At 67.5% G+C, this 12,137-nt stretch carries 12 protein-coding genes; 9 read left to right on the plus strand and 3 right to left on the minus strand.

Annotated elements, in window-relative coordinates:
- Positions 1–23: 23 nt before the first annotated feature.
- Both AC1D2O_RS04510 and AC1D2O_RS04515 read right to left on the minus strand, forming a co-directional pair.
- Positions 24–833 carry an IclR family transcriptional regulator gene (locus AC1D2O_RS04510; RefSeq protein WP_478156312.1) on the minus strand — a complete coding sequence of 270 codons (810 nt, stop codon included), beginning with the start codon at positions 831–833 and terminating at the stop codon, positions 24–26.
- Positions 834–839: 6 nt separating this feature from the next.
- Positions 840–1,628 (minus strand): enoyl-CoA hydratase-related protein, encoded by a 789-nt coding sequence (locus AC1D2O_RS04515; protein ID WP_478090150.1) that lies wholly within the window; start codon positions 1,626–1,628, stop codon positions 840–842.
- A gap of 165 nt (positions 1,629–1,793) precedes the next feature.
- On the opposite strand from AC1D2O_RS04515, the gene AC1D2O_RS04520 reads away from it, so the two are divergent.
- From AC1D2O_RS04520 to AC1D2O_RS04560, 9 genes are all read left to right on the plus strand, one after another.
- Positions 1,794–3,038 carry a CaiB/BaiF CoA transferase family protein gene (locus AC1D2O_RS04520; RefSeq protein WP_478090151.1) on the plus strand — a complete coding sequence of 415 codons (1,245 nt, stop codon included), beginning with the start codon at positions 1,794–1,796 and terminating at the stop codon, positions 3,036–3,038.
- Positions 3,039–3,053: 15 nt separating this feature from the next.
- Positions 3,054–4,199, plus strand: coding sequence for an acyl-CoA dehydrogenase family protein (locus AC1D2O_RS04525; RefSeq protein WP_478156314.1), 1,146 nt, complete (start codon positions 3,054–3,056; stop codon positions 4,197–4,199).
- A 24-nt stretch (positions 4,200–4,223) separates the two neighbouring features.
- The gene (locus AC1D2O_RS04530; protein WP_478090153.1) at positions 4,224–4,697 is read left to right on the plus strand and encodes a MaoC family dehydratase; all 474 of its coding nucleotides are present in this window, start codon (positions 4,224–4,226) and stop codon (positions 4,695–4,697) included.
- A gap of 43 nt (positions 4,698–4,740) precedes the next feature.
- On the plus strand, positions 4,741–5,508 hold the full coding sequence (locus tag AC1D2O_RS04535; RefSeq protein WP_478090154.1) for a glucose 1-dehydrogenase: 768 nt from the start codon (positions 4,741–4,743) through the stop codon (positions 5,506–5,508).
- Between the two features lie 18 nt (positions 5,509–5,526).
- Complete coding sequence (locus AC1D2O_RS04540) at positions 5,527–6,501, plus strand: Bug family tripartite tricarboxylate transporter substrate binding protein (protein ID WP_478156316.1); 975 nt, start codon at positions 5,527–5,529, stop codon at positions 6,499–6,501.
- Between the two features lie 14 nt (positions 6,502–6,515).
- Complete coding sequence (locus AC1D2O_RS04545) at positions 6,516–6,917, plus strand: PaaI family thioesterase (protein ID WP_478156318.1); 402 nt, start codon at positions 6,516–6,518, stop codon at positions 6,915–6,917.
- A gap of 68 nt (positions 6,918–6,985) precedes the next feature.
- Positions 6,986–8,149: a CaiB/BaiF CoA transferase family protein gene (locus tag AC1D2O_RS04550; protein ID WP_478090157.1), complete on the plus strand. Its 1,164-nt coding sequence runs from the start codon at positions 6,986–6,988 to the stop codon at positions 8,147–8,149.
- The gene (locus tag AC1D2O_RS04555) at positions 8,146–9,147 is read left to right on the plus strand and encodes an acrylyl-CoA reductase family protein (protein ID WP_478090158.1); all 1,002 of its coding nucleotides are present in this window, start codon (positions 8,146–8,148) and stop codon (positions 9,145–9,147) included. Before AC1D2O_RS04550 ends, AC1D2O_RS04555 begins: the two co-directional genes overlap by 4 nt.
- Before the next feature lie 114 nt (positions 9,148–9,261).
- Positions 9,262–11,334, plus strand: a complete 2,073-nt coding sequence (locus AC1D2O_RS04560; protein WP_478090159.1) for a 3-hydroxyacyl-CoA dehydrogenase NAD-binding domain-containing protein — start codon at positions 9,262–9,264, stop codon at positions 11,332–11,334.
- Positions 11,335–11,421: 87 nt separating this feature from the next.
- Here AC1D2O_RS04560 and AC1D2O_RS04565 read toward each other — a convergent pair whose 3' ends face one another.
- The gene (locus tag AC1D2O_RS04565) at positions 11,422–12,135 is read right to left on the minus strand and encodes a TetR/AcrR family transcriptional regulator (RefSeq protein WP_478090160.1); all 714 of its coding nucleotides are present in this window, start codon (positions 12,133–12,135) and stop codon (positions 11,422–11,424) included.
- Between the last annotated feature and the right edge of the window lie 2 nt (positions 12,136–12,137).

The raw sequence follows: 12,137 nt of genomic DNA on the forward strand, positions 1-12,137 counted from the left end.
GAACCCGCGGCGGTGCAGGGTCGTCAGGCGCGCCGGATGTCGCTGATCAAGCCGGACGCGCGGGTGGCGACTTCCCTCACCGTGGCCTTGAGGAAGTCCAGTTCATTGCGAAAGCGTTCGGTCGGACCGGCCACGTTGAGCGAGGCGACGCACAGGCCCGAGGCATCCAGCACCGGCGCCGCCACCGACGCCAGGCCGCGTGTGTAGCGATCGAACGAACAGGACAGCCCCTCGGCGCGGATCTGCTCCAGTTCCTGGCGCAGGCCGGCCCGTGTCATGGCCTGCTCCATCGGCACCTTGAGGTTCACCGAGGCCAGGTAGGTCCGCAGCCAGGCGGCGTCGGAATGCGCGAGCAGTAGTCGGCCGGCCGAACTGGCGTACAGCGGGCGCGAGGTGCCCACGGGGATCTGATAGCGGATCGGGTGCGGACTCGGAATGATCTCGACATAGGTGATCACTTCGGCCTCCGGCACCAGCACGCCGAGCATCACGGTCTCGTGCGTGCGCTGTGCCAGCTCTTCCATGAAGGGGCGAATCAGCGGCGGGAAGTCCCAGGCCGCCATCACACCGGCGGCCAGGCGAAAGATGGCGGGCCCCAGCCGGTAGCTGTTGCCCGCGTGGACCAGAAACCCTTCACCGACCAGGGGGCGCAGCAGGTTGAGCAGGCTGCTCTTGGGCGACTCCAGCGCGAGATTGAGCTCTGCCAGCGTCATGCCGCCGGGCCGCTGAGACAGCAGTTCGAACAGACCCAGCACGCGGGTCAGGGAGCGGGGACCGCTGGGCTCGCTGCTGGGTTCGTCTTTCGTCTCGGAGGTTGAAGGGGTTCGGGTCATCACCGATTATCGACCGCCGGGCGAGCGGAAATTGGGCCGGCGCTTCTCCAGGAAAGCGTTCACGCCCTCGTGCGATTCCTCCGTGCCGTAGAACAGGCTGAGGGCCTGCATGCCCATGCCGCCGATGCCGCGGATGTTGTCCGAATCGGCGTTGAAGGAGCGCTTGGCAATGGCAATGGCCGTCGGGCTGAGGGCCAGGATTTCCGCGCACCAGCGCTCGACCTCGGCATCGAGCTGGTCGGCCGGGACCACCGCATTGATCAGGCCCATGTCGAGCGCCTGCTGCGCGCTGTAGCGGCGGCACAGGAACCAGATTTCGCGGGCGCGTTTTTCGCCGACCACGCGCGACAGGAATGCGGTGCCGAAGCCCGGGTCGACCGATCCGACCTTGGGGCCGACCTGGCCGAAGACGGCGGTGTCCGAGGCGATGGCGAGATCGCAGCAGGTCACCAGCACGTTGCCGCCGCCGATCGCGAAGCCGTTGACGCGCGCGATGACCGGCTTGGGCACATCCCGGATCAACGCTTGCAGTTCTTCCACCGGCAGCCCGATGACGCCGCGGCCGTCGTAGCCGCCGTCGTGTGCCGACTGATCGCCGCCGGTGCAGAAGGCCTTCGGCCCCTCGCCGGTGAGCACGATGACGCCGATGGATTTGTCCCAGCCCGCACGGTTGAGCGCGTCGATCAGCTCGTCGCAGGTCTTGCCGCGGAAGGCGTTGTATTTGTCCGGGCGATTGATGGTGAGGTGGGCCACGCCATTGCGCGCCTCGTATCGGATGTCGGTGTACTCGGTCATGAAAAAAGCTCCAGAAATGATCGGTGAGTGGGTGGGATTTCCCACTGTCCGGATCATGTCATAAATCTTCCGGTTGATAAACTATGTGAACGCTGTTCTAATACATGAACGGATCGACGAGTCCATTCCGGACTTCGAAATCACAGATTGAATGGAGACGACGACGTGTCTGGAGCCTTGTCGCGCCTGCGGGTGCTGGATCTGACGAGAGTGCTGGCGGGGCCTTGGTGCACCCAGATGCTGGCGGACCTGGGGGCCGATGTGATCAAGGTCGAGCGCCCCATCTCCGGTGACGACACGCGGCACTGGGGACCGCCGTGGGTGGGCGATCGCGACGGACGCGACACCACCGATTCGGCCTACTTCACTTCGGCCAATCGCAACAAGCGCTCTGTCGCGGTGGACCTCGCGCGGCCCGAGGGGCAGGCCTTGATCAAGGCACTGGCCAGCCGTTGCGATGTGCTGGTGGAGAACTTCAAGGTGGGCGACCTCGCCCGCTATGGCCTGTCGTACGAGGACCTGCGCGCCGAGAACCCGCGCCTGATCTATTGCTCGGTCACCGGCTACGGCCAGGATGGCCCCTATGCCGATCGCCCCGGCTACGACTTCGTGTTTCAGGGCGAAGGCGGATTGATGAGCATCAACGGACTCTCGGACGACGAGGCCGGCGGCGGCCCGGTGAAGACCGCCATCGCCATCGCCGACGTGCTGGCGGGGCTGAACGCCACCATCGGCATCCTGGCGGCGCTCGAGAACCGCCATGCCAGCGGGCAAGGGCAGCACATCGACGTCGCGCTGCTCGACACCGTCGTGCAGTTCGGCGCCAACCAGATCGCCAGCTACTTCGCCACCGGAGACATTCCGCGGCGCTGGGGCAATCAGCATCCCAACCTCACGCCGTACCAGACCTTCCCCACCTCGGACGGCCACATCATCATCGCGTGCGGCAACGACGGGCAGTTCCGCAAGCTGTGCACGGTGCTCGGGTGCGAGGACCTGTGCAACGACGATCGCTTCCGGCAGATGTCGGGGCGCAACGTCCATCGCAAGGCACTGGAGCAACTGCTGAGTGCCACCTTCGCCCAGCACGGCACGGCCCACTGGCTGACGGCGCTCGAAGGCATCGGCGTGCCGATCGGTCCGATCAACAACTACCAGCAGGTGTTCGAACACCCGCAGGTGCGTCACCGCGCGTTGCGTCAGGACTTGCCCCATGCGGCCGGCGGCACGGTCGGCACCGTGAAGAATCCGATCCGGCTGTCGCAGACCCCGGTCGAGTACCGCCTCGCCCCGCCGCTGCGCGGACAGCACACGAACGATGTCTTGTCCGACGTGCTGGGCCTGGACGCGGCGGGCATCGACGCCCTGGCGCGTGCGGGTGTCATTGAAACCACGGCAGTCGACTGCTGATCCCCGAGACTTCCTATGTCCTACAGCTTGAATGAAGACCAGCGTCAGATCCAGGACCTGATCCGGCGCGTGGCGCGCGAGCGCGTGGCGCCGCGCGCCGACCAGATCGACCGCGAGGCCGAGTACCCCCACGACATGTTCGACCTGCTCAAGGAGCTGGGTCTTTTCACCCTGCCGTTCCCCGAGCGCTATGGCGGCACCGGCAGCCTGCTGTCGGCTTGCATCGCCATCGAGGAACTGGGGCGCGTCTGCTACAACACGGCCTACCTGCTGCTGGTCCAGTGGCTGCCTTTCGGCGCCTTGCTGGCAGGCGGCACCGAGGCACAGCAGCAGCGCTGGCTGCCCGGTCTGGCCAGCGGTGAACTGCGCGGCGCCTTCTCCACCACCGAAGCGCAAAGCGGCTCCGACGTCAGCGGCATCAAGACGCGGGCCCTGCCCGTGGACGGCGGCTTTCGGCTCAACGGCGCGAAGATCTGGTGCACCAACTCCGACCTCGCCGATTTCGTGCTGGTGGCCGCACGCGAGGGCGCCGAGCCCAAGGCGCCGATCAGCATGTTCATCGTCGAGAAAGGCATGGCCGGCTTCGCCGTCGGCAAGAAGGAAGACAAGATGGGCGCACGCGGCGTGCCGTCATGTCCGCTGTTCTTCGACGATGTGTTCATCCCGCAGGGCAACAAGCTCGAGGGCGGCTTCAAGGCGGTGATGGCGTCCTTCAACGCCAGCCGCCCGCTGATCGGCGCGCGCGGCGTCGGACTGGCGCAGGGGGCGCTCGATCACGCGGTCGGCTTCATCCAGGGCCGCGCCGCGTTCGGCCAGCAGGTCAGCGACTTCCAAGGGGTGCGCTGGATGGTGGCCGACATGCACATCCAGACCGAAGCCGCGCGCCAGCTGGTCTACCGCGCGGCCTCGCTGGTCGATGCCGGTGCACACGCGGACGAGGTGGCCCCGGCGGCCGCGATCGCCAAGTGCTTTGCCTCCGACACCGCGATGAAGGTCGCGACCGATGCCGTGCAGCTCTTCGGGGCCGCGGGCATCTCGTCCGAGTACTCGATCAACCGCTACTTCCGCGACGCCAAGGTGCTTCAGATCATCGAAGGCACCAACCAGATCCAACGAAACATCATCGCCAACAGCGTGCTGGGCCGCCCGGCCCGCGCCTGACCATCATCAACCCGAGGAGACAGCATGAACGCCAATGACATCGAGACCGTGGGGCTCGGCCAGTATTTCGAAGACCTGCCCGTGGGGCGCAAATTCCGCACCATCGGCCGCACCATCCAGGACGCGGACATCTGCGCCTTCATCAACGTCATCCACATGACCGAGGTGCTCTTCACCGACATGGAGTTCCTGAAGAACGAATCGGACATCAAGGGGCGGCTGGCCCCGGGTGCGCTCAGCTACTGCTTCGCCGAGGGGTTGCTGGCGCAGGCCACGATGCAGAAGACCGGCTATGCCTTCCTGGGCATGGAACTCAACATCAAGAACCCGGCGTTCGCGGGCGACACCATCCACGTGGAATGCGAGGTCGTCGAGGCCCGGCTCTCCAAGAGCCGGCCGGGCCGCGGGCTGGTGCGGACCTTCAACCGCGTGGTCAAGCAGGACGGCACCGAGGTGCTGACCTACACGCCGCTGCGAATGATCAAGTGCAAGGGCTGAGCCCGTCGTTACCCCCAATCATCGAGAAGACAGGAGATTTGACATGCGAGGCTTGAAGAACAAGGTGGTGCTGGTCACCGGTGGTGCAGGCGGAATCGGCGCAGCCTTGTGCCATCGCTTTGCCGAAGAAGGCGCCCATGTGGCCGTGCTGGATCTGAACACAGCGGCTGCGGCCCAGGTGGCCGAGGCCATTCGCGCCGCCGGCGGCACCGCCACCAGCCAGGGCGCCGACATCAGCGATCACGCGGCCGTGCTCGCGGCCACCGAGGCGATCGAAGCCGAGCTCGGTCCGGTGGACGTGCTGGTCAACAACGCGGGCTGGGACCATGCGGCGCGCTTCCTGGACACCTCGCCCGAGCTGTGGCGAAAGATCATCGCCATCAACCTCGAGGGGCCGCTCAATCTGCACAGCTGCGTGGTCAAGGGCATGGCGGCGCGCGGCAGCGGACGGGTCATCAACATCGCGTCCGACGCGGGACGCGTCGGCTCCTCCGGCGAGTCGGTCTACTCCGCCTGCAAGGGCGGCATCATCGCCTTCTCCAAGACCCTGGCGCGCGAACTGGCGCGCAAGAAGATCAATGTGAACGTGGTCTGCCCGGGGCCGACGGACACCGCGTTGTTTCGCGACTTCGCCGGCGAGGGCGAAAGCGGCGACAAGCTGCGCGGTGCGCTGGCCAAGGCGATTCCTTTCGGCCGCCTGGGCCAGGCCGACGACGTGGTGGGCGCGGTCTGCTTCCTGGCGTCCGACGACGCGGCCTTCATCACCGGGCAGGTGCTGTCGGTGTCCGGCGGCCTGACCATGGCGGGCTGAGTCATGGTTCGCTCCTGGATGACACGACGCGCATGGCTGCCCCTGATCGCGCTGCTCGGATGCGGCTTCGCGGGGGCGACCCTGGCTGCAGAGGCCGACTATCCCAACCGCCCGATACGCCTCATCCTGGGCTTTTCCGCCGGTGGCGGCACGGACGTCATTGCGCGTGCGCTCGCCCAGAAGATGAGCGAGTCGCTGGGGGTCAGCGTGGTGGTCGACAACAAGCCGGGAGCCAATGGCAACATCAGCGCGGAGGCGGTGGCGAAAGCCCCCAACGACGGCTACACGCTGCTCTACAACACCTCGTCCATCGTGCTGAGTCCCGGCCTGTACAGCAAGCTCGGCTATGACGTGCAGAAGGATCTGAGTCCTGTCGGCCTCGTGGCCAATCTGCCCATGGTGCTGGTGACCTCGAACGCGGTGCAATCCAAGGGCGTCGCCGATCTGGTGACCACCATGAAAGGCGCACCCGGCCGGTTCAACTACGCCTCGGCCGGCAACGGCAACATCACCCACTTCGCCATGCTGATGTTCGAGCATGCGGTGGGTGTCAAGAGCAACCACATTCCCTACCGGGGCGAAGCGCCGGCCATGGCGGACCTCATGGGGGCGCAGGTCGATCTGTACATGGGGACCGCGCCAGGGGTCATGCCTGCGATCAAGGACAAGCGCGTGCGGGCATTGGCCGTGACCAGCCTGAAGCGCCTGCCCGCCTTGCCTGACGTGCCCACGCTGGATGAGTCGGTCGCCAAGGGCCTGGAAATCGGGGCGTGGTCGGGAATCATGGCGCCGGCCGGCACGCCCGCCCACGTGATCGCCCGACTGAATGGCAGCCTGAAGGAGGCGCTGGCAAGTCCCGACGTCCAGGCCCGCTTTGCCAGCCAGAGCGCCGACGTCCGCTACATGACGGCGGAGCAATACGGCCAGTTCCTCCGCGCCGAACTGCCCCGGTGGCGGCGGATCGCGCAGCAGGCCGACGTCAAGCTGGATTGAGAGAGACCACCGACATGGACATCCAGAGCCTGCAGCACATCATCGACCGTTCGCCATTCAACCGCTGGTTGGGCATGGCGGTCGAGTCGATCACGCCAGAAGCGGTCACCCTGACCATCAAATGGCGCGAGGAACTGATCTCCAGTCCCGAGCGCCAGACCACGCACGGCGGCATCCTGGCCACGCTGGTGGACGGCGCCGGCGACTATGCGGTGGCCGTCCGCCTCGGTCGCGCCGTGCCGACACTGGACCTGCAAGTGGACTACCACCGACCTGCGACACCGGGCGACCTCCGCGTGGTGGCGAGCGTGGTGAACCTGGGTTCGACGGTCGCCAGCGCGCGTGCGCAGGTCTTCGATTCGGGCGGGCGCCTGCTGGTCAGCGGGCGCGGCCTCTACTTCGTGGCGGAGCGATGAGCGCAGCGCCGGGCCGCCCCAAGCAAGCTGGCACCGCAGTGCGCAGCACGGAGGTCAGCCAATCCACCATGGGACCCTTGGCTGGACTGCGCATCGTCGAACTTGCGGGCATCGGGCCCGGCCCCATGGCCGCCATGCTGCTGGCGGACCTGGGCGCCACGGTGTTGCGGGTGGATCGCCCGCAGGATGCCGGGCTGGGCATTCCCCGTCCCTTGCGCTACAACCCCTTGCTGCGCAACCGCGAGACCCTCCGGGTCGACCTGAAGAGCGAGCAGGGCCAAGCCTTGGTGCTGCGCCTGATCGAGGAGGCCGACGGGCTCATCGAGGGTTTTCGCCCGGGCGTGGCCGAACGCATGGGCCTGGGGCCCGACATCTGCCTGCAACGCAATCCCCGGCTGGTCTATGGCCGGATGACAGGCTGGGGCCAGACCGGACCGATGGCACAGGCGGCCGGCCACGACCTCAACTACATCGCACTGACGGGCGTCCTGGACCTGATCGGGCGACCGGGCCAGCCACCGACCCCGCCGCTCAACCTGGTCGGCGACTTCGGCGGCGGCGCGCTGTACCTGGCGCTGGGCATGCTGGCGGCCATTCTCGAAGCGAAGCGATCCGGCCAGGGGCAGGTCGTCGATGCGGCCATCGTGGACGGCACGGCTTCGCTGGCGACGTCCGCCTTCGGCATGCAGGCGGCCGGCCTGCTCGATGCCAGGCGCGGCCACAACGTGCTGGATTCCGGGGCGCCTTACTACGATGTCTACGAGTGTGCCGACGGCAAGTGGGTGTCGGTGGCGCCGATCGAGGGCAAGTTCTATCGCGAGCTGCTCGAACGCCTGGGGCTCGATCAGGCGGAGGTGGGCCGGCAAGACGACCGCAACGACTGGGTGCGCGCCAAGGTGGCGCTCGGCAAGCGCTTCAAGGAACGAACGCGTGACGAATGGTGCGCGCTGCTGCAGGGCACGGACGCCTGCTTCGCGCCCGTGCTGACGCTGGAGGAGGCGCCTGCGCACCCCCATCTGCGCGCGCGCGGGACCTTCGTCGAAGTCGACGGTGTGGTGCAACCGGCGCCGGCGCCGCGCTTTTCGCGCACCGTGCCGGCCCAGCCCCGGCCGCCTCGCCCGGCGAGTCGGGAAGGCGCGATGGCCGCGCTGGGCGAGTGGCTGGGTACCGAACAGGCGGGCCTCTGGCAGGGCGTACTGGCGGCCGACCCGCCCGCTGCGACCAACGCATGAGGGCCTCTGCGCCGACGCGCTTTCGCGCCTTTCGTATTCACCGTGGCGAGCGAGTGCTGGGAAAGATCGACTCGCTGACGCTCGATGATCTGTCGCCGGGCGGCATCGTGATCCGGGCCCGCTACGCCGGGCTCAACTACAAGGACGCGCTGGCCACGACCGAGCATGGCGGCGTGATCCGCAATTTCCCCCGCGTGGGCGGCAGCGACGTCTCGGGCCACGTGCTGAGTTCGGACGACCCGCGCTGGCGGCCGGGCGATGCGGTGCTGGCCTACGCGCAGGGATTGGGCGTGGACCACGACGGTGGCTTCAGCGAGTACGTGCGCGTGCGCCCGGACCAGTTGGTGGCGTTGCCGCCGGAACTGGACCTGCTGGCGTCGGCGTCGCTCGGGGTCGCAGGCTTCACCGCCGCGCTGGCCGTGCACCTGCTGCAGGACAACGGGCTGCGGCCGGGGCAGGGTGATGTGTGGGTCAACGGCGCCACCGGCGGCGTGGGCAGCATGGCGATCGCGATGCTGGCGGCGTCGGGCTATCGCGTGGTGGCCATGTCGAGCAAGACGGAACACTCGGCATGGCTGCGCCGCCAGGGCGCGGCCGAGGTGCTCGGGAGCGGCGACCTGGCGCCATCCCCCGGCCTGCTGGCCAAGGCGCGCGGCAGTGCGGCCATCGATTCCATCGGCGGTGCCGCGCTCGACGGCCTGTTGCGCAGCATGCAGCCACGCGGCATCGTCGCCAGCGTGGGGAACGTGGGCGGCAACACGCTGCACACCAACGTGCTGCCTTTCATCCTGCGCGGCGTGCGGCTGATCGGCGTCAACCTCAACGCCTATCGCGACCTGGAGTCGCTGCTCTGGCGGCGCCTGGCCACCGACCTGCGGCCCGCCCGGCTGCGTGAGAACACGCGGCTGATCGCGCTGGACGATCTGCCCGAGGCCATCCGGCAGATGCTGAATGCGCAAACCGTCGGACGGACCTTGGTGGCCTTCGGCGAGGCCTGAACCGTCCCTCTCCATTCCGTCCACGATGTGGTCAAGCACCGCATTTCCAATGGACCGAAAGCGCACCTGCACGGAAGCTCGCGTGTGCGAACCCACCCGAGACAAAGGATGAACATGAACGAAACAGTCAGCAGCCCCGTCGGCACCGAGCGGATCGGCCAGATCCTGGTGATGACGATCGACAACCCGCCAGTCAATGCGACGTCCTGGGCCGTGCGTTCCGCACTGACGCAGGCTCTGGCGGAACTGGAAGCGGACGACTCGCTGCGGGCGGGCGTTCTGATCGGCGGCGGCGCCACTTTTGTGGCGGGGGCCGACATCCGCGAGTTTGGCGCGCCGACCTCGTTGGCGCCGTCGCTGGCGCTGGTGGTCGATGCCATTGCCGCCTGCAGCAAGCCCATCGTCGCCGCCGTGCACGGCGTTGCGCTCGGCGGCGGCTTCGAGCTGGCGCTGGGCTGCGACGCCCGCGTGGCCGTGGCCGGCAGCATGCTGGGCCTGCCTGAGGTGACCCTGGGCATCCTGCCGGCGGCCGGCGGCACGCAGCGTCTGGCGCGGCGTGTGGGCCTGGCGCGGGCCATGGGCATGATCTGCAGCGGCGAGCGTTTCAACGCGCAGCGGGCCTTGGCGCTCGGCCTGGTGGACGAGGTGGTGCAGGACGGCCTGCTCGAGCGCGCGATCGCCATGGCGCAAGGCCTGACGGCCAAGAGGGACCTGCTGGACGAACCCATGCCGCTCGAAGACGCGGCGGTCGTGCAGGCGGCCGAGAACGCGGCGCTGCGCGCCGGCAAGCGACGCCCGGCGGTGCTCGCTGCCATCGAATCGATCAAGAACGCAGCCCGTCTGCCCAAGCTCGAAGGCCTGGCCGAGGAACGTCGCTACTTCCAGGAGCTGCGGCTGACACCCGACGCCTTCGGTCTGCGCCACCAGTTCTTCTCCGAGCGGGAGGCCTTGAAGACACCGGCACACCTCAAGACCCAGGCACGCCCGGTGCAGGTCGTGGCCGTGATCGGCGCCGGCACCATGGGTGCCGGCATCGCGATCAGCGTGCTCGACGCGGGACTCGACGTGTTGTTGCTGGAGCGGGATGCCGCGGCACTGCAACGCGGCATGGAGCGCATCCGCACCCACTACCGTGAGCGCGTGGCGGCCGGCAAGATGCCGGGCGAGCGCGCCGATGCCTGCCTCCAGCGCCTGTCCGACAGCCTGGACTGGCAACGGCTGGCGCAGGCCGATCTGGTGATCGAGGCGGTGTTCGAGGAGATGGCCATCAAGCAGGAGGTCTTCCGCACGATCGACGCCCACGCCCGGCCGGGCGCCGTGCTGGCCACCAACACCTCCTATCTGGATGTGGATGCCATCGCCAGCGCCACCAGCCGCCCGGCGGACGTGCTGGGCCTGCACTTCTTCAGCCCGGCCAACGTCATGAAATTGCTCGAGGTCGTGCGCGGCGCCCGGACCGGCGCCGACGTGCTGGCCACCGGCCTCGCCCTGGGAAAGCGATTGGGGAAGATGCCCATCCTGTGCGGCAATGCGTTCGGCTTCGTCGGCAATCGCATCTACAACGTCTACCGCCAACAGTGCGAATTCATGCTGGAGGACGGCGCCTGGCCGGAGCAGGTCGACGACGCGCTGGAGGCCTTCGGCTTTGCGATGGGACCCTTCTCGGTGGCCGATCTGGCGGGCCTGGACATCCCCTGGCGCATGCGCAAGTCGCAGGCCGCCACCCGCGACCCGCGCACACGCTACGTGGACATACTCGACCAGCTGTGCGAGCTCGGCCGCCATGGCCGCAAGACCGGTGCCGGCTACTACCAGCACCCCGACGGCAAGCCCGGGCCGCGCGTCAGCGATGCGGTGGTGCGCGGCATCGTCGAGCAGGCTTCGAAGCGGCGTGGTCTGCGCCGCCGGCCGCTGCAGGCCGAAGAGATCCAGCGTCGCGCCATGCTGGCCATGATCAACGAAACCGCGTGGCTGCTGCACGAAGGCGTGGCCAGCCGCGCCAGCGACATCGACGTCGCGATGGTGCAGGGGTACGGCTTCCCACGCTGGGTCGGCGGGCCGGTGTTCTGGGCTCGCCAGCAAGACCGCGCGCAGCTCGAGCGCGATCTGCGGGAACTGGCCGAATCCTCGGGCCATGGCTTCGAAGTGGCAGATCTCTCGCTTCTTCTGGATCAAGAGAACCCATGAATCACGCCTGCATCCGCGATGCCGCCCGGCAAGACGGATGCAGGAGCGCGTGGAACGACAAGGCCTCGGACCAAGGCTGCACGTCCATCAAGTCGTCTGATTGCTGGCAGCCTTCGACGCCGGTGCGCCCTTCGGCGAAGGCAGCAGCGTTCGCATCGCGATGTCCGACAAGATGGTGGAGAACGCATCGGTCGCGTCTGAGCGATCCTTGCGATGCCACTGAAAGCTGTTGGAGATCATGACGGTGATCGCGCGTGCCGCGACGGCGGCATCCGCTACTTCGAACTCTCCGGATTCCACGCCCAGGGTGACCAACCGTGTGATCCGCTCATCGATCTCCACTCGCATCTTCAGGATCGTCTTTCGATCCGCCTCGCTGAGACTGGCGGTTTCGCGCAGGTACACCGCCAGATAGTGGCCTCGATCGACGACCACTTGCGCCAGCCGAAAGCAGAACCACCGCATGCGCTCTGTGGCGGTGTCGTGCAGCGCTTCGGCCTGATCCAACGCGGACAGTGAAAGCTCCGCACCGTGACTGCAGATCGCTGCAAGGATCTCGCTCTTGTCGCGGAACTGGTAGTAGATGAATGGCTTGGTGACGCCGATGGCCTGCGCAATCGCGTCCATCGTGCAGCCGTGATAGCCATGGCGCAGGAACAGCTGAGTGGCCGTCTCGAGAATTCGTTCGCGCTTGATCGCCGCGACCTCGGCCTTCATGCCCGACGGATCTGCCAAGACCCTTTGTCTGGCTTTGCTGGCTGAGTTGGTGGCGGTCGTTCGCTTGTTGGGTGTTCGTTCCATCG

Source organism: Variovorax sp. P1_G12, from assembly GCF_056405555.1.